Origin of the sequence: Flavobacterium sediminis, assembly GCF_003148385.1 — a bacterium.
GTDB lineage: Bacteria > Bacteroidota > Bacteroidia > Flavobacteriales > Flavobacteriaceae > Flavobacterium > Flavobacterium sediminis.
Genome location: NZ_CP029463.1, coordinates 260,710 through 281,988, shown reverse-complemented (window position 1 = coordinate 281,988; position 21,279 = coordinate 260,710). Strand labels below are relative to the sequence as shown.

Genomic DNA, 21,279 nt, shown 5'->3' with positions numbered 1-21,279 from the left:
GTGTAAATATACTACAATTTGAGTGTGCTCTACCAACAAAATGATTTAGAAATTTTAGTTTCGACCATGAATCAAAAGGATCTCGGTTTTTTATATCGAATGTTTCCCGATGATCTATGGCAATCAATTTCCGTTTTGGTGGTGAATCAAACCGACGGAGAAGAGCTGCAGTCTGGTTTTGAAAATGTGAAAGTTGTGAACTGTTATGAATTCGGACTTTCAAAGAGCAGAAATATAGCCTTACAACAGGCTGAAAAAGATTTGGTTCTGCTAGCTGATGACGATGTTATTTTTGAACATGATTTTGCGGCTAAGTTATTACATGCGTTTAATAAAAATCCTTTTACAGATGTTGTTAGGTTCCGGTATACTCAAAACGGAAAACAGATCAAGAAATATCCGCAAGCCTTCTGTCAGGATTTAAACTGGTTTCAGGTTTTAGATATCTCTTCTGTAGAATTAGCTTTTAAGAGAAAAGTTATTCTGGAAACTAATGTCAGGTTTGATGAAAATTTCGGTATCGGAGCTTGTTTTCCGATAGGAGAGGAGGCAATTTTTGTGTCAGATCTGAAAAATAAAAACTTCAGGATAAGTGGTGAGCCGGAAGTCATTTTAGATCACCCGGGAGAAACAACAAGTAAAAGGATAAATTCTGAGATGCTTTATTTTAATCAAAGTGCCGTTTTTTTTAGAATTTTCAGGAATAAATATGTACTTTGGATTTTCTTAAAACTATTTTTTGATCTCAAACAAGGTAAAATAGGGATACTTCAGATTCCCAAGTTAATTTCACAGGCTATAAAAGGTAAAAAGCAGTATGTCAAAAATTCAAGATTGTAAAATAATTGCCATTCCGAAAATCCATGATCCGAGAGGGAATTTATCGGTTATAGAAGAACAAGTTATTCCTTTTGAAATAAAGCGTGTGTATTATTTGTATGATGTTCCGGCCGGAGCAGAACGCGGCGGACATTCGCACAAAGAACAGCAAGAATTTCTAGTGGCTTTATCCGGAAGTTTTGAGGTAATATTAAATGACGGTGAAAGGGAGAAAACAGTTGTTCTGAATAAACCCTATGAAGGCTTATTAATAGCTAATAATATTTGGCGCGAATTGCGCAATTTTTCTTCAGGATCTGTATGCTTGGTTATCGCTTCAGATGTGTTTGAAGAAAGTGATTATATCAGAGGATTTAATGACTTTTTACAAACAAAACGTTAGTTGTAAATACTAAAATCAAAACCTTTACTTCTTAAGAATTGCTTGAACCGCAAAAGCTTTTTAAGAACACTGCCGGGCATTTTATACAATAGTTTTGTTTTGAACGGAATTGAAGTCTTTATTGTTTTAAAATAATGTTCTGATCGCTCTAGATCACCGGCAATTTTAAACTGCATTGCATATTCTAAACGGTAGAGATCCAAAAACCGTTGTAAACTTCCGTTACTTTTTTCTTTTTCAGAGAATTGTTCAAAATTCATTAATCTTTTCCGAGTGATCGGAGTTTTAGAAAGTTGGTTGTCTAAAGAAAAATTGTATTCTACAGTGAATGCCGAAGTCAGGGCAACAGGATATTCAAGAGCAATCTTAGTATATAGTTCCAGATCCTGTCCGCTAGTTACAGTAGGATTGAATCTTTTCTCCGTAAAGATACTTTTCGGAATAGCAAGAGAAGATGTTAATCCGATCCGATAAGGTAAACTGGCGTCAAAAAAATTGTTCACGACACCTCTGAAGTCTTGGGCAATATTTTTATAAAATGTTCTGACGTTCTTGTGAGTAGCTATTTTCATAAAATAACGACTTGCATAGATACCACAATCAGGAAAATCCTGATACAAAAGATAAATTTCCTCTAAGTGATCGGGTAGCCAATAATCGTCAGCGTCTAAAAAAGCAATCAATTCTGATGTAGCCTTTTCAATTCCGAAATTACGTGCCGTTCCTACACCTTGATTGTCCTGATGGTATAATTTAATCCTTGAGTCATGGTATGATTTAAGAATCTCAACAGAATTATCATCGGAACCGTCATTAACAACGATAAGTTCGAAATCTGTAAAAGATTGTTGTAATACAGATTCTAGGGTTTTCTGAAAAATAAACCCTTTGTTGTAAAGTGGTATGATGATCGAAATTTTGGGCATTTATTTTGTAGCGACTAAAATGATTTCGTTTTTACGGAAGCCAAAATAATCATTTTTATCAAAACTTTTGACTTCAATCGAAAAACCAACGGATTCTAATCGTTTTTTTAAGCCTTCAACGGAATAGATACGAACATGATCTTCTTGTCCGAAATGGATCAAGCGGTCTTGTTCTGAAGTGATATTTTTGTCTTCGTAGATCTCTCCGTCTTTAAAAGGAGTCTGTATCAGAATCTTTCCGTTTGTCTTTAAAACCCGAAACAATTCTTTCATAGCTTGCACATCATCAGGAATATGTTCCAGAATATGATAACAAAGAATAAGGTCAAAAGAAGCATCAGAAGTAGCTATCTCAGTGATATCGTAGTGATGGTCAGAAATAAAATCACCTGACAGATCAGAGGCATAATAGTCCTTATTTTGTATATTTTTCCACTTTCGGTACAAACATCTGGAAGGGGAGAAATCTAAAACGGAATGTACCTGAGGTAAATATTCAGAAGCAATGATCTCCCATAGTCTTCTGTCGCGTGATAAGCTACCGCATTTCGGGCAAAGTTTGTCCTCATTTTCCAGAATGATCCATTCTTTATTTTTAAAATGGCAGATAGTACATTCGTGTTGGTTTCCTTTTTTAGATAAGGCAAAAAAACTCCGCAAACCGGGCTCAATCATATAAAGCACCTTATTAGGAATAAGGTTGCGGATAACTTTCTTGAGAGAATTATACATTTTGTTTTGGGCTAATGGTACAAAAATAGCCTAATTTATAAAGGAAAAACAGATTTAAATTTGGTTTTTTTGAAATTAAATTGTTTCGTATGCTTTTTTCAAATTGTTTGAATAAGAACTTGAAGAAATTTAAGAATCCGAATTTCTTTAAGAATTGATAACTTGTTCCTAATTTTGTGTCTGTATATTCTAAGCGTTGGTTACAGATCAGAAAGTATAAGTTTTCAATAGCCTTTTCTGTTTTTTTTATAAATACGGAGTTCGTCTCTACATTAAGATGGATCAAAGGGTTTTTAAAATGTTCCACAAGAACGTTTTCTTGCTTTAAAAGCTTTAAAAAAACAACATCTTCATAACCGTATTCTGTTATGTATTCCGGAAATCTGATAGTTTGAAAGATTTCTTTTTTAAGTGCCAGATTCCAGGTAAAGACAAATTGATATGGATTTTTTTTTCGAAATTCTAATTTTTTCACTTCTGTTTTCGTACCATATAACCAGCGAAGTTTGTTTTCGGCAAAAGGTTCTTCCGGATACAAAACGCCACCGAAGATGGCATCTTTATTAGTTTCTTTTAAAATAGTTACCCAATTTTTAATGTAGTTTTTTTGTTGCGGCATGGCATCGGCTTCCTGAATTAATATCCAGTTATATTGCGATTGCTCTACCAGAAAATTAATGTTTTGTCCCCGACCTAAATTTTTTTTGTTTTTTATATACCTACAGTGTGATAAATGTGTTATTTCTTCGTTATCAGCTGAAGTATTACGACTATCATCTCCTACAATTATCTCATAATCAAAACCTAAGGTGTCGGCTTGATTCTTTAATTCCCTTACTAATGGCAAGACATTATATTCGTATGTAGGGATCAGAATAGAAAGCATATTTACACCGTTCTTTGAACTACTTCAAATACTTTTCCTTCATCAAACTTTAGGGTTTTAGAAGGGAATTTCAATAATAAAGCATAATCGTGAGTAGCCATAACGATAGTTTTGCCGTTAGCATTAATTTTTCGTAACAATTCCATTACTTCAACACTGGTTTGCGGATCAAGATTTCCGGTAGGTTCATCGGCTAGTATTAAATCTGGGTCGTTAAGTAAAGCTCTGGCAATGGCAATGCGTTGTTGCTCTCCACCCGAAAGTTGGTGGGGCATTTTATTGAGATAATGCTTTAAGCCTACTTTTTCCAGTACTTCATCAATCTTAAGGTTTATTTCTGCTTTGTCTGTCCAACCGGTTGCTTTCAGTACAAAAAGAAGGTTCTCTTTTATATTTCTGTCCGGTAAAAGTTTAAAATCTTGAAAAACAACGCCCAATTTCCTTCTCAGGTAGGGAATGTTCTTTTCTTTTAAACCGTTTAAATCATAACCTACAAGTCTTCCTTCTCCTTCTTTTAAAGGTAAATCAGCATATAAAGTCTTTAAAAAACTACTCTTTCCTGCTCCGGTTTTACCTATCAGATAAATGAACTCCCCTCGTTTAACTTCTAAATTAATATTGGTCAATACGGGGTTTTTTTCTTGGTAAATGGTCACATTTTTTAAAGAGAGAATGCTTGTGGACATAATTTGACGACAGATTTTGGTGTAAAAGTAAGAACTAAATTTTCGGTTACAAAATTTTATTTCACTTAACGGGAAGTTCCTTTTTTTATTGCTTGGTTTAAAATAATTGTTTGATCGTTTTTATTTCGTTACGGTTAATAAAATGTTACAATAATCTGTTAACACTTTTCGTTAATACCATAAGGAAATATTATCTTTGAGGACTATTACAAAAAACAAATTCAAATGATTAAGAAAATCAGACTAGCCTCCCTTTTGTTTATGGGAAGTCCGGCTTTGCTTTTTTCGCAGCAAACGGCCATTTATACAAATGAATTGAAAGAGTTTGACAGAGCGGTTGAATTGTACAAAGACAAACAGTACCAATCCGCTCAGATTATGTTTGGGGAAGTTAAAAATACAATAAAGAATCAGGAAGTTCAGGCTGATTGTGCTTACTACATTGCAAATTGTGCCATTCGTTTAAATCAATACGGAGCCGATCAATTAATTGAAGATTTTGTAGAAGATTATCCGACAAGTACAAAACAAAATCAGGCGTATATTGAAGTGGCTCATTACTATTTTAACCAAGGAGGCTATGCTAAGTCCTTAGAATGGTTTGACAAAGCCGATACGAGTAATATGTCAAATGCCGACAGGGAAAAATACAATTTTCAAAAGGGATATGCCTATTTTACTTTGAAACGAAATAAAGAAGCTCAGAAACACTTGAATCAGGTAGTTAATTCGCCTGTTTACGGTAGTCAAGCTAAATATTATTTAGGTTATATGTCTTATGAAACAGATGATTATAATGCTGCTAATGAATACTTTGATCAGGTTTCAGATCAGGACAAGTACAAAGAAAAGATGGGCTACTTTCAGGCCGATATGAATTTTAAACTGGGAAATTTTCAAAAGGCTATTGATCTGGGGCTGGCTCAGTTGCCTAAGTCAAATGCTCAGGAGAAAAGCGAACTGTCTAAAATTATCGGAGAAAGTTATTTTAACCTGAAACAATACGATAAAGCACTCCCTTACCTGTTAGATTACAGAGGAAAAAAAGGCAAATGGAATAATACTGACTTTTACCAGTTAGGGTATACCTATTACAAGCAGAACGATTATGAAAATGCTATAAATCAGTTCAATAAGATCATTAACGGAAATGATCATGTGGCACAGAATGCTTATTATCATCTGGCAGAATGTTATTTGGAAACAGATAAAAAACAACAGGCTTTAAATGCTTTTAAAACAGCTTCTGAAATGGATTTTGATCTGAAAATTCAGGAGGATGCCTATCTTAACTATGCCAAGTTGAGTTATGAAATAGGAAATCCTTATCAATCCGTTCCGGAAGTATTGAAAGCTTATTTGGATAAATATCCGGATACATCTTACAAGCAGGAAATTAATAATCTATTGATCAGTTCATACATCACATCTAAAAACTATACAGAGGCTTTAGAGTTGTTAGAGAAAAACAAATCCCCTGAAAATCGTCTCGCTTACCAAAAAGTAGCTTTTTACAGAGGACTGGAACTTTTTACAGACGGGAATTATCAGGCGGCTTTTGACTTGTTTAAAAAGTCGATCTCAGAAAATAAAGATCTGAAGTTTACGGCACGTGCAACTTTTTGGAAAGCTGAAGCAGAATATAATTTAGAACAGTATAATGAAGCTATGTTAAGCTATAAACAATTTTTAGGTTATAGTGAAGCAGCTTCTGTACCGGAATATAAAAATGTTCAGTACAATTTAGCGTATGCGTATTTTAAATTAAAGGATTATGATAATGCCATCAAGCATTTTACGGATTTCTTAGCGGTGGTTAAGAATGATAATGTAAGAAAGGTTGATGCTTATTTACGCTTGGGAGATTGTAACTTTATTTCAGCTAAGTATTGGCCGGCAATGGAAGCATATAACAAAGCTATTGAAATGAATAGCGTAAGTAAAGATTATGCTGCATTCCAAAAAGGGATCAGTTACGGATTTGTCGGAAAGAATGACCGAAAGATTGAAGATCTGGAAAAATTTATTAAAACGTATCCGAACTCACAATATGCCGATGATGCTTTGTATGAGTTAGGGAATACGTATGTGAATGAAAATAACGAATCAAAAGCTATTGCATCTTATGATAAGTTAATCGCTAATTACCCGAGTAGTTCTTATGTAGCCAAATCGATTTTGAAACAAGGATTGATCTACTACAACAACAATAAATCAGAACCGGCTTTAGTGAAGTTTAAAAAAGTAGTAGCGGAGTTCCCGAATTCGCCGGAATCTTTACAAGCGGTTTCAACGGCACGTTTGATCTACGTCGATAACGGAAGAGTAGATGAATATTCAGATTGGGTAAAAACGTTGAGTTTTGTTGAAGTGTCGGATGCCGATTTGGACAATACTACTTATGAATCGGCTGAGAAGCAATATTTGATGAATAATAGCAAACAGGCTATTTCAGGATTCAGCAATTATGTAGCTAAGTTTCCGAATGGATTGCATGCTTTACATGCTAATTTCTATTTGGCGCAATTGTATTTTGCTGATGGTTTAGAAAGTAATTCGGTTAAACATTATGAATATGTGATCAGTCAGCCGAGAAATGAATTTACAGAACAAGCTTTAGCTCGTTTGAGTCAGGTATATTTAAAAGCGAAAGAATATGACAAAGCCATACCGGTTCTGTCCCGATTAGAAAATGAAGCCGATTATCCGCAAAATAAAACCTATGCGCAGTCTAATTTAATGAAAGCATATTATGAAAAAGAGAATTATGCGAGTGCTGTTGTATATGCCGAAAAAGTTTTGTCAAACGATAAAGTAGATGACCGGATAAAAAGTGATGCACAGATCATTATTGCACGTTCTGCTATTAAAACCAATGACGAAACAAAAGCAAAAGCAGCTTATGCAGATTTGTTGAAAATTGCAAAAGGAGAATTAGCTGCCGAAGCATTGTATTATGATGCCTATTTCAAAAATAAAGACGGAAAATTTGAAGAGTCAAACAAAGCGGTTCAAAAATTAGCAAAAGATTATTCAGGATATAAATATTACGGAGCAAAAGGCTTAGTAGTAATGGCAAAAAACTTTTACGGATTGAAAGATAGTTTCCAGGCAACTTATATTCTAGAGAGTGTAATTAAAAATTTCGGAGATTATCCTGATGTTGTGGAAGAAGCTCAAACCGAGTTGGCAGCCATAAAAGCAGAAGAAGCCAAAACGAATTCATCAATCACAGAATAAATTACTTCAGATGTTAACTGATAATCGAAAAAAAGAAAACGTACGTATGAAAAATATCAAGATATACCTTCCTTTAGCTATAGCTTTGTTCATAAGCCAAGTTTCGTTAGCACAAGAAGAAGATAATATAGGTTCAGAAGTTGTAAATGTTGTAAAACCTTATACTCCGGCTATTTCTGATGCTTTTAAAGTGAAAGAAACACCGGTAATAGACGATGATGAAAACACACAGAAAGAAGCAATAGAATACAATATTTTTTCTTTTCCGGTAGCCTCAACCTTTACGCCGGCAAAAGGAAAAGCAGCAGGAGTTGATAAAGCAGAAAAAGAAAAGCTCTATAGGAATTATGCAACTCTGGGTTTCGGAAATTATCCGACAATCAATGCCGAACTCTTTGTTACCGAAAATTTCGGGCGTAACAGTTACATAGGCGGAATGTTGCGTCACCTGTCATCGCAAGGCGGAATTAAAGATGTGGTTTTAGATGACAAATATTACAACACCAGTTTGGATGTTACTTACGGTACCCGGGATCGTGATATGAGTTGGAATGTTGATCTAGGTATAAAAAATCAAATCTATAACTGGTACGGATTACCTGTTGAGAATATCATCTTTACAGAAGATATGATTAATGCAATAGACGAAAAACAATCGTATAACACTATTGCACTGGGAGGAAAATTGAGTTTAACGGATAGTTATTTCAGCGAAGTAAGTTTGCAGTTCAAGCGCTTTTCCGATGCTTTAAGTTCAGGCGAAAATCGCTTTTTTGTAAAACCGAATTTTGATATTGAAGCTTTCGACCAAAAGATCAAGGCTAATTTCATTATTGATTATGTTGGTGGAAGTTTTGATAAAGATTACGAAGGTCTTTCTGATATCAGTTACAGTACTATCATTTTCGGAACTAAACCGAGTATTTTATACCAGCAAGACGATTTATCAGTTCAGTTAGGTGCAGGAGTATTCTACAGCACAGGTAAATTCAACGGAACAAGTGATAGTAAAATATTTGTATATCCTAATGTAAAAGCATCGTATAAGATCGTAGGCGATTTATTGATCGGTTATGCCGGTGCTGAAGGAGGATTAAATCAAAACTCGTATGCTGATTTTGTAGATCAGAACCCTTTTGTATCGCCAACGCTTTACGTTGCACCAACTGACAATAAATATGATATTTATGTCGGTTTAAAAGGGAAATTAGCTAATTCAGTAGCATTTAATGTAAAAGGTTCTTATAACAATGAAGATGGAAAAGCACTTTTTACAAGTAATCCCTATATTTATGCAAATGCAAATACAGAAGGCTATACTAACGGAAACTCTTTCGGCGTGGTATACGATAATGTAAAAACGATAAGCATTTTCGGAGAACTAAAAGCTGATTTCTCTAAAAGTCTAAGCTTAGGAATTAACGGAACCTATAATAACTTTTCAACAGATTATGAAACAGAAGCATGGAATTTACCGCAATTGAACATCGGAGCGACTGTTGATGTTGATTTTGATGAAAAATGGTATGCTGGAGCCAAAGTGTTTTTTGTAGGCGAAAGAAAAGACAGAATTACAGTTCAGAGCTTAGCGGCTGTTTTTCCGCCGGAGTTCATGACAGAGGAAGTAACACTTGATAGCTATTTTGACCTGAATATGCATGTGGGGTATAAGTATAATGACCGTTTAACCGCTTTCTTGAAAGGAAATAATTTAGCAAGCCAACAATACAATCGTTGGGCTAACTATCCGGTTCAGGGAATTCAGATTTTGTTAGGTGCAAATTATAAATTTGACTTCTAAACCACAGAATTAAAACAATATAACCTGTAAGATTTTTTAAAAGCTTACAGGTTTTTCTTTTTTTAGCTATGACATCACTTAAATCGAAAATATATACACATTATCAAGAACTTTTAGAAGATAAGGTTCAAACCCTGCGAAAACAAATTTCGGATCTGGCAGAGGATGCTCAAAACGATGCTAAAGGTTCTGCGGGAGATAAGCATGAAACAGCATTATCAATGATGCATTTAGAGCAGGAAAAGCTAAATCAGAAACTAAAAGAAACCTTAGTACAAAAAAGCATATTAGAAAGTATTGATATTTTAAAAGTAAATAAATTAGTAGGAATAGGAAGTCTGGTATATACGGATAAGTTCTTGTTTTTTGTAAGTACGGCACTGCCAAAAATAATTATTGATGGTGCAAACATAATCTCATTATCACTTGAATCTCCTATCGGAAAAGAGATGAAAGGAAAGCACGCCGGAGACGAATTTAGTTTTAATACGTCAAAATATAAAATCTTAAAAATAGAATAGATAGATTGTTACAAAACAACTTCTTTGTCAATCTGAGCCGGTTTCAGATTCTATAGTAAATTGATTATCATTTGAAATCGAAGATTTAACAACGTAGGACACGGTCAAAATAGCAACTGTTTAACTTTTTACAACCGTTTCTCTCGGTTCTTAAAGAAGATCTTCTTTTCCGAAGATTAAAAAATTAAATAAAAAAATTGAAATATGTAACTAAAGTTAACTAAAACCGATTCGTTTAGTTTGTAATAGTTGTAAAAAGTGTATTTTTTGTTTTAAAATATAACTAATAATCTCATTGTGGTTTATAAAAATAAGCTAAAAGCCCAACTTTGCTTCATCAAAATAATGTTACAAGATAAAAACATTAAAAAAATAAAGTAAAAAGATAGCAACGATATGTGTGGTATTTTAGCAGTTATAGGAAAAGGAAAAGATGAGGCTTTAGTTAAGCAACTTTCTAAAAGAATGAGTCACAGAGGTCCGGATGAAAGTGATGTTCATGTGACGGAGGCAGGACATATTCTGGCTCACGAACGATTATCAATTGTAGATTTACAAACCGGAAAGCAACCTATTCAGGGAACTTCAACCGCTTGGATGGTTCACAACGGAGAGATCTATAATCATAAGAAATTAAGAGAAACAGTTTTGAAAGACCATACATTCAGAACAACTTCTGATTCTGAAGTTATTGTACACTTATACGAAGAATTCGGATATGATTTTTGTGATTATTTGGACGGAATGTTTGCTTTTGTTGTGGTCAATGGAGATGATTTTATAGCCGGACGTGATCCGCTGGGGATTAAACCGTTGTACTACGGTATTGATGATAGAGGAAGGTACTATTTCGCAAGTGAAATGAAAGCAATTGCAGACCAGTGTACGACTTTTTCAACTTTTCCTCCGGGGCATTTTTATACTGAAAAAACAGGATTTGTTAAATATTACAAACCAGAGTGGGAAGAGGCCGCAAAAGCAGTTGAAGAGATCGATTATAAAGCCATTCGTGAAACATTGACCGAAGCGGTTAAAAAACGTTTAATGGCAGATGTCCCTTTTGGAGTATTGCTTTCTGGCGGATTGGATTCTTCTTTGACTTCTTCGATAGCGAAAAGATTACTGGAAAGTTCCGGACAAGTGTTGCACTCATTCTCTATTGGCTTAGATGAATCAGCACCTGATTTAATTGCTGCAAGAAAAGTAGCGGAGTTTATCGGTACCCAACATCATGAGTTCTACTTTACGGTTGAGGATGGTATCCGGAACCTTGAAAAATTAATATGGCATTTAGAAACATATGACGTAACGTCCATCAGAGCCAGCACGCCAATGTATTTTATGTCTAAGGCTATTAAAGAAACAGGAATCAAGATGGTATTGTCCGGTGAAGGAGCAGACGAGATTTTCGGAGGATATTTGTATTTCCGCAATGCACCTTCAGCAGAAGAATTCCAAAAAGAAACTATCGAAAGAGTTCAGAAGCTATTTACAGCTGATTTATTAAGAGCAGATAAGTCAACTATGGCTCATGGTTTAGAAGCTCGCGTTCCGTTTTTAGACAAAAGTTTCCTGGAATTAGCCATGAAAGTAAAACCGGAAGAAAAACAACCGAAAACGTATAACGGAGTAGAAAAATATATTTTGAGAAAAGCGTTTGATACCCTGAAAAACCCTATTTGCCGGATGAGGTATTATGGCGTCAGAAAGAACAATTTTCAGACGGAGTAGGATATAACTGGATCGATACCTTGATCGAATATTGTGAATCACAGGTAACAGATGAAGAATTTGCTAAGGCCGCAGAATTGTTTCCGTACAACACACCGTTAACAAAAGAAGCCTTTTATTATAGAAGTATCTTTCATAAACATTTTCCGCAACAAAGCGCAGCGCAAACCGTGAGAAAATGGATTCCGAAGTGGCAATCTAATCAAGACCCAAGCGGAAGAGCAAATGAAGCCCATGTAAAAGCAGATGTAACTATTGCTACTAAGGATACCTCTAAACTGACCGTTTAATTTTTTTATGGTTATAGTTTGTTTTGATAATCGTCGACTCGTGTAAAATGAGTCGGCGTTTATTGTTTTAGGGCAATAAATCAGCTATTTTGTTAATAACTTGCCGATAAAATGCAATTCTTTAAGATATTTTTTTTATCTTATTACTTATATTTGTCTGTTTAATAGAAATGAGAATATAAGCATTTAGATATGAGTGAAGAAGTAAAGAAGAACAATTATTCGGCTGATAGTATTCAGGCATTAGAAGGGATGGAGCACGTAAGAATGCGTCCTTCCATGTACATCGGGGATACTGGCGTTAGAGGTTTACATCACTTAGTTTATGAAGTAGTAGATAACTCGATTGATGAGGCTTTAGCCGGACATTGTGACACTATTTTGGTTGCCATTAATGAAGACAATTCTATAACAGTTGAAGATAATGGTCGTGGTATCCCGGTGGATATCCATAAAAAAGAAGGCGTATCAGCGTTGGAAGTAGTAATGACCAAAATCGGAGCCGGAGGTAAATTTGATAAAGATTCGTATAAAGTATCAGGTGGTCTTCACGGAGTAGGTGTTTCTTGTGTGAATGCGCTTTCAGATCATTTAAAAGCTACAGTTTACCGCGAAGGAAAAATTTGGGAACAAGAATATGAAAGAGGAAAATCTCTCTACCCTGTAAAACAAATCGGTACCACAGAAAAAAGAGGGACTATTGTAACTTTCAAACCGGATGGAACGATTTTTCAACAAACTTTAGAGTATTCGTATGATACCTTAGCCGCTCGTTTAAGAGAACTTTCTTTCTTGAATAAAGGAATTACCATTACACTTACAGATAAAAGAGAAAAAGACGAAAAAGGAGACTTTAAGTCGGAAACTTTTCATTCAAAAGAAGGTCTGAAAGAATTTGTAAAATTCCTGGACGGAAACAGAGTGCCTATTATAGGTCATGTTATCAGTATGGAGAATGATAGAGGCGAAATACCTGTTGAAGTAGCATTGATCTATAATGATAGTTATACAGAAAATATATTTTCGTACGTAAATAATATCAATACCCATGAAGGAGGAACGCACCTTCAAGGGTTCCGTATGGGATTAACACGTACCTTGAAAAAATATGCCGATGCTTCCGGATTGTTAGATAAATTAAAATTCGAGATTTCAGGAGACGATTTCCGTGAAGGATTAACAGCGATCATTTCAGTTAAAGTAGCCGAGCCTCAGTTTGAAGGGCAAACCAAGACTAAATTGGGTAACAGAGAGGTGGTTTCTCCGGTTTCTCAGGCAGTTGCGGAAATGTTAGAGAATTATTTAGAAGAAAATCCGAACGATGCTAAGATCATTGTACAAAAAGTGATTTTAGCCGCTCAGGCGCGTCACGCTGCTAAAAAAGCACGTGAAATGGTACAGCGTAAAACCGTAATGGGAGGCGGTGGATTACCCGGTAAACTTTCTGATTGCTCTAATCAAGACCCTGAAAAATGCGAAATTTTCCTTGTAGAGGGAGATTCGGCAGGGGAACGGCTAAGCAAGGTCGTGATCGAAATTTTCAGGCTATTTTACCTTTGAGAGGTAAGATACTGAATGTAGAGAAAGCAATGCAGCATAAAGTATTTGAGAATGAAGAGATTCGAAATATTTTTACAGCATTGGGGTTACTATCGGAACAGAAGAGGATAGTAAAGCATTGAATTTATCTAAATTAAGATACCATAAAGTAGTCATCATGTGTGATGCCGATGTGGATGGTAGCCACATCGCAACGTTGATTTTGACCTTTTTCTTCCGTTACATGAAAGACCTTATTGAACAAGGTCATGTTTATATTGCTACTCCGCCTTTATATATGGTTAAAAAAGGAAATAAAAAGGAATATGCTTGGAATGATGAGCAACGTGACCAGATTTCAAATCAAATGGGAAGCGGATCTTCTATCCAGCGTTACAAAGGTCTTGGAGAGATGAATGCGGAGCAGTTGTGGGATACAACTATGAATCCGGAATTCAGAACATTAAGACAGGTTAGTATTGATAGCCTTTCTGAAGCAGATAGAATATTTTCTATGCTAATGGGAGATGAAGTACCGCCTCGTAGAGAATTTATAGAGAAAAATGCAGCTTATGCAAAAATTGATGCGTAAGACGAATTGTAGTATAGCGGTTTTGTTTATGCTTTGTTTTTCAATGGCAAAAGCGCAAACAACATTAGAACAAGAAATAGGGTATCTGTTATCAGATGCCCTTTTCTATTCCGAAAAGTATATAATACCGGCAACTGACGGCGCGGTTTATCAGGCTTCATCAGCATGGATGAGTACTGCTAAAAAACGTGAAAAATGGACTGTTGAAGCCGGGATTTATGGAAATGTGTTTTTTGTTCCCAATAGAGATAGGTCATTTACAGTTTCGAACAGTGATTTTCAGTTTTTTCAGATTGAAGGAGCGGAAAGTGCAACTGTACCTACCGCATTAGGGATAATCATCAGGTGTATTTGGTGGGAGATTTAGACGGTGAACAGATCCGTTTTAAAACGCCGCAAGGTATTAATCAGGAGACAGTCGTTTATCCTTACTTACAGGTGGGGGTAGTATTGCCTTATGGCTTTGAAGTAATGGGGAAATATTCGACACGAACTAAGTTGAAAAAAGGCGATTATCAGGTCTTCGGATTTGGATTAAAGCACAACTTCAGTCAATATTTTCCATCACTTGAAACTAAAAAAATTAACCTAGCTGCCATGATGATGTATTCTAATGAAGATATTAGTTTCGATTTCTTAGATGTGAATACGAGTTATGGTAATATGGGGATCAATCGGTTCACCGGAATTGTAAATACTTATCATCTGCAACTTGCCGCTTCAAAAGAAATTAAAGATTTTGAATTAATGTTAAGTTTTATTGCAAATGTAAGTGATTTTAGTTACAAGGTAAATGGAACAACCGAAGAACCTACAATTTTTGCAAATGCAATTAATGATCTGTTGCCGGAATTAGAAGAAACTAAATTCAACTATGTGGGGGAATTCTCTGTGAATTATTTCTTTAATAAGTTCTATGCTAAAGGAACATTTTCTTTCGGCAAATTTGCGAATGCAAATTTAGGTTTAAACTATATAATCAACTGATAAATTAAACAGGATGAAAGTAACAGTAGTAGGTGCAGGACATTTAGGTGCTACTTGTGCTAATGTTTTGGCATACAGAAAAATTGCAAGCGAAATCGTATTGCTGGATATTGAAGAAGGTTTAGCAGAAGGTAAAGCGTTAGATATCATGCAAAGTGCTCCGACTACGGGGTTTACCTCTGTGGTTTGTGGTTGTACCAATGATTATGAAAGAACAGCTGATAGTGACGTTGTAGTGATCACATCCGGTATACCGAGAAAACCGGGAATGACCCGAGAAGAGTTGATCGGGATCAATGCGGGAATCGTAAAATTGGTAGCAACAAATGTTCTTAAATTTTCACCGAATGCAATATTCGTTGTGGTTTCCAACCCTATGGATACTATGACCTATCTGACATTAAAAGCAACCGGATTGCCTAAGAATAAAGTAATAGGTATGGGAGGGGCTTTAGATAGTTCTCGTTTTAGGTATTATTTGTCTCAGGCTATGAATGAACCTATGAATGATATTCAGGCAATGGTTATTGGAGGGCATGGAGATACGACAATGATTCCTTTAACTCGTTTAGCAACTTATAATGGTTTACCTGTTACAACTTTTCTATCTGATGAAGAACTACAGGAGGTAGCTGCTAAAACAATGGTTGGCGGAGCTACTTTGACTAAATTATTAGGTACGTCGGCTTGGTATGGACCGGGTTCGGCAGTAGCATTTTTAGTGGATAGTATTTTGAACAATCAAAAACGGATGATTCCTTGTTCAGTATATTTAGATGGAGAATATGGTGTTGAAGATGTCTGTATTGGAGTGCCTTGTATCATCGGAAAAAACGGAGTGGAGCAAATCGTTGATGTAAGGTTAGATGAGGAAGAAAAAAATAAGTTTGCAAAAAGTGTGGAAGCAGTACGGAATATGAATAAAGACCTTCGTTCAGTCTTGTAAACTTTTGAACTTCAAATGTTAAAAAAATAAACAACTTTCGGCTTATATAGGTTTAAACAGTAGAATAATCATATTTAGAAAAAAAACGAATTTTATTTTGTAATAAAATTGGTTAATCCTGTTGTAAATTATATATTTGTCCGTTTTTTATAAAAAAATAGAGTAATTAATATTTAGTAGTAATGCAGAATAAAGGACTAATTAAATTTTTCGCAGTATTATTTGCCTTGGTTTGTCTTTATCAATTGTCATTCACTTTTGTGGCAAACGGAATTGAAAAAGATGCGAAAGCACATGCAAATGGAGATTTCCAGAAAGAGGTAGCTTACTTAGACTCAGTAGCTAAAGAAAAAGTATTCTTAGGGTATACTTTTGACGAAGTAAGAAATAACCAAATTAATAAAGGTCTTGACTTAGAAGGAGGTATCAACGTGATCCTTCAAATCTCAGTTAAAGATATTTTAAATGGTTTGGCAAATGGTTCAAAAGACCCTGCTTTCAATAAAGCTTTAGCAGATGCAAAAAAGAACCAGGAAGGAAATCAGGATTATATAGATGCTTTCTTTAAAGAAGCAAATGCTGCAAATATCAAATTGGCAGATGCGGAAATTTTTGGAAACAGAAATTTAGATGACGTAATCAAGTTTGATATGACTAATGCTCAGATTGAGCCAATTATTAAACAAAAAGTTCAGGAATCTGTAGAATCAGCTTTCAAAGTATTAAGAGAGCGTATCGATAAATTCGGTGTAACTCAGCCTAATATTCAGTTATTAGGAAATTCAGGAAGAATTTTGGTTGAATTACCGGGAGCTAAAGATGTAGATCGTATTAAAAGACTTTTACAAAGTACGGCACAATTAGAGTTCTGGGAAACTTATAAAGTAGAAGAAGTAGGGAACTTCTTAATGGCAGCTAATGAACTTCTTAAGAAAACAGAAGTTAAAGAAGAAACTTCTGAAATTAAAGAAGCAGCTAAAGGACTTGATTCTTTGCTTACAGATAATGTAGATTCAACAAAAGTACAAGTGAATCCTTTGTTTGACAGTATGTTAATGCCGGGGCAACAAGGAACTCCGTATGTAGGAGTGTTCAATGTTAAAGATACGGCTAAAATTAGTTCTTATTTAAACCGAAGCGATGTTCGTTCATTATTGCCTTCAGAATTATCGAATGTAAGATTTGCTTGGGGTAAAATCAATGAAAAATCACCGGAAACGGTTGAATTATACGCTTTAAAAGGAAACAGAGAAAATAAAGCACCAATTAGTGGTGGTGTAATTGTAGATGCCAGAGATACTTTTGATCAATTAGGAAAGCCTGCTGTGTCAATGCAAATGAATGGTGTTGGAGCACGTGAGTGGGAAAAGTTAACCGGTAAAGTATCACAACAAGGAAATGCAATTGCTATTGTTTTAGATAATATTGTTTATTCGGCACCCGGTGTAAGCAGAGGTGCAATCAGCGGAGGTCAGTCTGAAATTTCAGGAAGTTTTACTATCAATGAAACAAAGGATTTAGCTAACATTTTAAGAGCAGGTAAATTACCGGCTGCTGCTGAAATCGTACAGTCAGATGTTGTTGGACCGTCATTAGGAGAAGAAGCTGTGAATAGCGGTATGATTTCATTCATTATCGGTTTCTCTTTAGTGCTATTATGGATGATCGTGTACTATGGTAAAGCTGGTTTCTATGCTAATTTAGCTTTATTAGTGAATATCTTATTCATTTTTGGTGCTTTAGCAAGTTTTGGTGCTGTATTGACATTGCCGGGTATTGCAGGTATCGTATTAACAATCGGTATGGCAGTAGATGCTAACGTAATTATCTACGAAAGGGCTAAAGAAGAGTTGGATTCCGGTAAAACGGTTGAAGAAGCCATCAATTATTCATTTACATGGAAAGGAGCAATGTCTTCAATTGTTGATGCTAATATTACAACAGCATTGACCGCTATTATCTTATTAGTTTTCGGTACAGGTCCGATCAAAGGTTTTGCTACCACTTTATTGATAGGTATTATTACTTCTGTATTTACAGCAATTTTTATTACAAGAATATTATTGGATTGGAGTTTGTCAAGAAACGAAAATATCACTTTTGCAACTTCAGTTACTAAAAACTGGTTTAAAAACTTAAACTTTGACTTCTTATCAAAACGTAAGATCGCTTATATGATTTCAGGTGTTTTGATCGTTTTGAGTTTGATCTCATTGTTCACAAAAGGTTTAAATCAAGGTGTTGACTTTGTAGGAGGTAGAACTTATCAGGTTCGTTTTGATAAAGAAGTTTCTGCACCTGAAGTAGCAGCTGACTTAACTAAGATTTTCGGAAGTGCTGAAGCGAAAGTGTTCGGTAATAAAAATCAGTTAAAGATTACTACAAAATATAAAGTAAATGAAGAAGGTGAAGGAGTAGATAAAGATGTAAATGAAAAATTATACAGTGGACTTCAAAAATATTTACCGGCTGATTTAACGTATGATAATTTTGTTAATTCTTATGAAGGTAAAGAATTTGGAATCATGCAGGCTTCTAAGGTTTCCGGTACTATATCTAAAGATATTAAGACAAACTCTATCTGGGCAGTATTAGGATCGCTATTAGTTGTATTTGTTTATTTGATGATCTCGTTCAGAAAATGGCAGTTTGGTTTAGGAGCAATTGTAGCGGTAGCGCATGATGTTATCATTGTATTAGGTATATTCTCGTTCTTCTATACTATCTTACCGTTTAATATGGAAATTGATCAAGCGTTCATCGCTGCTATCTTAACGGTTATCGGGTATTCATTGAACGATACGGTAATTGTATTTGACCGTGTAAGAGAGTATTTAGATTACAATTCGTCACCTGACTTTAAAGGATTGGTAAACAAAGCCTTGAACTCTACATTGAGTAGAACGGTGAATACATCTGCTACAACATTAGTTGTATTGATTGCAATCTTTGTTTTCGGAGGAGAAACAATTCAAGGTTTCGTATTTGCGATCTTAGTAGGTATTTTGGTAGGTACCTATTCGTCTTTATTTGTGGCAACACCGGTAATGAACGATACGATGAGTGCTAAAGAAGCGGAAAGAATGGCTTTGAATAAAAAAGAAGAATAATAAAAAGATAAAAATATTTCTTTAGAAAAAAGTCCTGACACTGTCAGGACTTTTTTTTGTAAATTAACATTTTAAAATGTATTTGTTATGAGGAAAATTTCTGTTTTAGTATTGTTGTTGCTAATAGCCTGTAATCAAAATATAGTTGTGGATGAATTGGATAAGAGTTTGACTAATAATCGTTGGCAGCAAGCAGATGATAAAGTATTTGAATTTGCGATAGAACAAGAAGGCGAATATCAGTTGGAACTGCATCTGGCGCATATTTATGATTTTCAATTTGAACAGGTGCCTGTTGAAGTGTATTTATTGAAAGAGGAACAGATTCTTTTAGGAGAAGAATTAGTGGTTAGTTTTAAAGATGATGATGGAAAAGAGTTAGGCGAGTGTGTAGGAGATATTTGTGATTTATATATCCCTGTGAGTTCGAAAATAAAGTTGTCTGAGGGAGAGTATAGAGTAGTGGTTCAAAACGGATTTAAAGGAACTTATTTACCTAATATGTTAGGAGTAGGTATACGGCTTAAAAAGACCCCGTAAAAAAAGCCGAGTTCACTCGGCTTTTTTTACGATTATTATTGCTTTTAAGCTGTTTTTTTAGCTCTGTATACTAAGTAGAAACCTACTATGATGAAAGGAATGCTTAGCCATTGTCCGGTTGAAAAAACACCTAAGGCACTTTCGAAACCTCCTTGGCTTTCTTTCACGAATTCTACTAAAAAGCGAACGGTCCAAAGTAAGATCAAAAAGATACCGAAAATATAACCTAATTTGTTTCTGGCATCTGTTTTCCAATATAAATAGAACAGAATGGCAAATACAAAAATGTATCCGAATGCTTCGTATAGTTGAGCCGGATGTTTAGGCGTTACAGCATTTAATAATTCGGCATATTGAGGATTGTTTGCAATGGCATCATAAGCTTGATTAACATTGGTAATTCCTGTCTTTTCCACTGCTGATCTAGGACTGTAATAGTCTCTGATGAATTTAATTCCGAAAGAAGAAGTAGTAGGAGTACCGACGATCTCTGAATTAAAGAAATTTCCCAGACGAACAAAGATCCCACCTAAGGAAACAGGGATTACAATACGATCTAAAATCCAAAGAACCGGCTTTTTAACTACTTTCTTACTGTAATAAATCATTACTAATATGATTGCAATAGCAGCACCGTGACTTGCTAAGCCTGCAAAACCTGTAAATTCCCAACCTTGAGCTGTTTCTCTGATCGGTAGTAAGATCTCTAATTTATGGTCTTTAAAATAATCCCAATCATAGAAAAAAACATGTCCTAATCTGGCACCGATAAGAGTGGCTAAAACAGTATATACAAATAAATTATCCAGTTTGTCTAAAGATTCACCTTCTCTTTGGTAAATAGCTTTCATGACGTACCAGCCTAATCCAAAGGCGACAACAAACATTAAACTATAAAAACGCAGGGTGAAAAAACCGATGTCTATTCCTTCAGAAGGATTCCAAACCATGTTTAAGGCAAGCATAAGTATTTATTTTAGGCTAAAATAAGGATTAAAATTGGTAAAAATGTTAAAGAAATTGAAATAAAAAGGACTTAAATCTGAAATTTAAAGAGCAATATTGTCAGGGAACCGGGTCGTATCCACTACCTCCCCAAGGGTGACAACTCAGGATTCTTTTGATAGCCAGCCAACCCCCTTTAAATAGTCCGTGTTTTTTTAACGCTTCTACTGTATAATGTGAACATGTGGGTTCGTATCTGCAAGTAGCAGGAGTGTACGGAGAAATGGCCACCTGATAGAAGCGGATTATAAAAAGGAATGGAGCAATGAGTATTGAACGTAGGGTTATTTTGTTGTTTTTTGAGCACATAATCAGTCTTCTGAAGTAAAATTATTAAATAATATTTGAAAGATAAAAGAGAACATGATTAATGTCAGCTTTTATACTTAAAAGAGTACTTATTTTTGTATTGTAGTTTTAAAATTTCATTTTTTTGGGCGTTGGTTAGAAATAACAAACGATTTTTTGTTTTAATTTATAGTTTTATAGAATTGTTAAAAAGAAAAAAGGATTGGTTTTTTACCA

Annotated in this window: 16 protein-coding genes and 2 pseudogenes; 12 read left to right on the top strand and 6 right to left on the bottom strand. The window is 34.9% G+C overall.

The annotated features are described in order from the left end of the window. Positions 1 to 24 precede the first annotated feature (24 nt). Positions 25 to 840 carry a glycosyltransferase family 2 protein gene (locus DI487_RS01260; protein ID WP_109568038.1) on the top strand — a complete coding sequence of 272 codons (816 nt, stop codon included), beginning with the start codon at positions 25 to 27 and terminating at the stop codon, positions 838 to 840. Continuing rightward, positions 818 to 1,222 (top strand): sugar 3,4-ketoisomerase, encoded by a 405-nt coding sequence (locus tag DI487_RS01255; RefSeq protein ID WP_109568037.1) that lies wholly within the window; start codon positions 818 to 820, stop codon positions 1,220 to 1,222. The genes DI487_RS01260 and DI487_RS01255 overlap by 23 nt, the downstream gene beginning before the upstream one ends. Here the strand turns inward: DI487_RS01255 and DI487_RS01250 are convergent. From DI487_RS01250 to DI487_RS01235, 4 genes are read right to left on the bottom strand one after another with little or no spacing between them, the layout of a single operon-like run. Next, positions 1,219 to 2,148 (bottom strand): glycosyltransferase family 2 protein, encoded by a 930-nt coding sequence (locus DI487_RS01250; protein ID WP_109568036.1) that lies wholly within the window; start codon positions 2,146 to 2,148, stop codon positions 1,219 to 1,221. The two genes, DI487_RS01255 and DI487_RS01250, sit on opposite strands and share 4 nt — an antisense overlap. Further along, the gene (locus tag DI487_RS01245) at positions 2,149 to 2,880 is read right to left on the bottom strand and encodes a class I SAM-dependent methyltransferase (protein WP_109568035.1); all 732 of its coding nucleotides are present in this window, start codon (positions 2,878 to 2,880) and stop codon (positions 2,149 to 2,151) included. Further along, on the bottom strand, positions 2,873 to 3,766 hold the full coding sequence (locus DI487_RS01240) for a glycosyltransferase family 2 protein (RefSeq protein ID WP_109568034.1): 894 nt from the start codon (positions 3,764 to 3,766) through the stop codon (positions 2,873 to 2,875). The genes DI487_RS01245 and DI487_RS01240 overlap by 8 nt, the downstream gene beginning before the upstream one ends. A 2-nt stretch (positions 3,767 to 3,768) precedes the next feature. Further along, positions 3,769 to 4,452, bottom strand: a complete 684-nt coding sequence (locus tag DI487_RS01235; protein WP_109568033.1) for a cell division ATP-binding protein FtsE — start codon at positions 4,450 to 4,452, stop codon at positions 3,769 to 3,771. A 225-nt stretch (positions 4,453 to 4,677) separates the two neighbouring features. Here DI487_RS01235 and DI487_RS01230 point away from each other — a divergent pair, with 225 nt between their 5' ends. The 10 genes and pseudogenes from DI487_RS01230 (at position 4,678) to DI487_RS01185 (ending at position 19,749) form a co-directional block, all read left to right on the top strand. After that, a complete protein-coding gene (locus DI487_RS01230) occupies positions 4,678 to 7,692 on the top strand; it encodes a tetratricopeptide repeat protein (RefSeq protein WP_109568032.1) in 3,015 nt (1,004 codons plus the stop codon). A 46-nt stretch (positions 7,693 to 7,738) separates the two neighbouring features. Next, positions 7,739 to 9,493: a porin family protein gene (locus DI487_RS01225; RefSeq protein ID WP_109570567.1), complete on the top strand. Its 1,755-nt coding sequence runs from the start codon at positions 7,739 to 7,741 to the stop codon at positions 9,491 to 9,493. Between the two features lie 68 nt (positions 9,494 to 9,561). Further along, positions 9,562 to 10,014 carry a GreA/GreB family elongation factor gene (locus tag DI487_RS01220; RefSeq protein WP_109568031.1) on the top strand — a complete coding sequence of 151 codons (453 nt, stop codon included), beginning with the start codon at positions 9,562 to 9,564 and terminating at the stop codon, positions 10,012 to 10,014. A gap of 396 nt (positions 10,015 to 10,410) precedes the next feature. Next, positions 10,411 to 12,035 (top strand): annotated as a pseudogene (gene asnB, locus DI487_RS01215) (asparagine synthase B). A gap of 192 nt (positions 12,036 to 12,227) precedes the next feature. Further along, positions 12,228 to 14,166: pseudogene (gyrB, locus tag DI487_RS01210) on the top strand (DNA topoisomerase (ATP-hydrolyzing) subunit B). Beyond that, complete coding sequence (locus DI487_RS01205) at positions 14,159 to 14,533, top strand: DUF6588 family protein (protein ID WP_146193351.1); 375 nt, start codon at positions 14,159 to 14,161, stop codon at positions 14,531 to 14,533. Before gyrB ends, DI487_RS01205 begins: the two are co-directional and overlap by 8 nt. Continuing rightward, on the top strand, positions 14,521 to 15,153 hold the full coding sequence (locus DI487_RS01200) for a DUF6588 family protein (protein WP_109568029.1): 633 nt from the start codon (positions 14,521 to 14,523) through the stop codon (positions 15,151 to 15,153). Before DI487_RS01205 ends, DI487_RS01200 begins: the two co-directional genes overlap by 13 nt. A gap of 13 nt (positions 15,154 to 15,166) precedes the next feature. Beyond that, positions 15,167 to 16,099: a malate dehydrogenase gene (gene mdh / locus DI487_RS01195; RefSeq protein ID WP_109568028.1), complete on the top strand. Its 933-nt coding sequence runs from the start codon at positions 15,167 to 15,169 to the stop codon at positions 16,097 to 16,099. Between the two features lie 182 nt (positions 16,100 to 16,281). After that, on the top strand, positions 16,282 to 19,209 hold the full coding sequence (secDF, locus tag DI487_RS01190; protein ID WP_109568027.1) for a protein translocase subunit SecDF: 2,928 nt from the start codon (positions 16,282 to 16,284) through the stop codon (positions 19,207 to 19,209). A gap of 87 nt (positions 19,210 to 19,296) precedes the next feature. After that, positions 19,297 to 19,749 carry a gliding motility lipoprotein GldH family protein gene (locus DI487_RS01185; protein WP_109568026.1) on the top strand — a complete coding sequence of 151 codons (453 nt, stop codon included), beginning with the start codon at positions 19,297 to 19,299 and terminating at the stop codon, positions 19,747 to 19,749. Between the two features lie 44 nt (positions 19,750 to 19,793). Here DI487_RS01185 and lgt read toward each other — a convergent pair whose 3' ends face one another. Together lgt and yidD are read right to left on the bottom strand one after the other, a co-directional pair. Next, positions 19,794 to 20,714 carry a prolipoprotein diacylglyceryl transferase gene (gene lgt, locus DI487_RS01180; RefSeq protein ID WP_245896484.1) on the bottom strand — a complete coding sequence of 307 codons (921 nt, stop codon included), beginning with the start codon at positions 20,712 to 20,714 and terminating at the stop codon, positions 19,794 to 19,796. Positions 20,715 to 20,814: 100 nt separating this feature from the next. Beyond that, a complete protein-coding gene (gene yidD / locus DI487_RS01175) occupies positions 20,815 to 21,063 on the bottom strand; it encodes a membrane protein insertion efficiency factor YidD (RefSeq protein WP_109568025.1) in 249 nt (82 codons plus the stop codon). Between the last annotated feature and the right edge of the window lie 216 nt (positions 21,064 to 21,279).

Coding starts and splice junctions, on each gene's coding strand:
- mdh (WP_109568028.1), top strand. CDS start 15,167: ATGAAAGTAACAGTAGTAGGTGCAGGACATTTAGGTGCTACTTGTGCT.
- DI487_RS01185 (WP_109568026.1), top strand. CDS start 19,297: ATGAGGAAAATTTCTGTTTTAGTATTGTTGTTGCTAATAGCCTGTAAT.
- DI487_RS01240 (WP_109568034.1), bottom strand. CDS start 3,766: ATGCTTTCTATTCTGATCCCTACATACGAATATAATGTCTTGCCATTA.
- DI487_RS01250 (WP_109568036.1), bottom strand. CDS start 2,148: ATGCCCAAAATTTCGATCATCATACCACTTTACAACAAAGGGTTTATT.
- DI487_RS01225 (WP_109570567.1), top strand. CDS start 7,739: ATGAAAAATATCAAGATATACCTTCCTTTAGCTATAGCTTTGTTCATA.
- DI487_RS01205 (WP_146193351.1), top strand. CDS start 14,159: ATGCGTAAGACGAATTGTAGTATAGCGGTTTTGTTTATGCTTTGTTTT.
- yidD (WP_109568025.1), bottom strand. CDS start 21,063: ATGTGCTCAAAAAACAACAAAATAACCCTACGTTCAATACTCATTGCT.
- DI487_RS01245 (WP_109568035.1), bottom strand. CDS start 2,880: ATGTATAATTCTCTCAAGAAAGTTATCCGCAACCTTATTCCTAATAAG.
- DI487_RS01220 (WP_109568031.1), top strand. CDS start 9,562: ATGACATCACTTAAATCGAAAATATATACACATTATCAAGAACTTTTA.
- lgt (WP_245896484.1), bottom strand. CDS start 20,714: ATGCTTGCCTTAAACATGGTTTGGAATCCTTCTGAAGGAATAGACATC.
- secDF (WP_109568027.1), top strand. CDS start 16,282: ATGCAGAATAAAGGACTAATTAAATTTTTCGCAGTATTATTTGCCTTG.
- DI487_RS01235 (WP_109568033.1), bottom strand. CDS start 4,452: ATGTCCACAAGCATTCTCTCTTTAAAAAATGTGACCATTTACCAAGAA.
- DI487_RS01230 (WP_109568032.1), top strand. CDS start 4,678: ATGATTAAGAAAATCAGACTAGCCTCCCTTTTGTTTATGGGAAGTCCG.
- DI487_RS01255 (WP_109568037.1), top strand. CDS start 818: ATGTCAAAAATTCAAGATTGTAAAATAATTGCCATTCCGAAAATCCAT.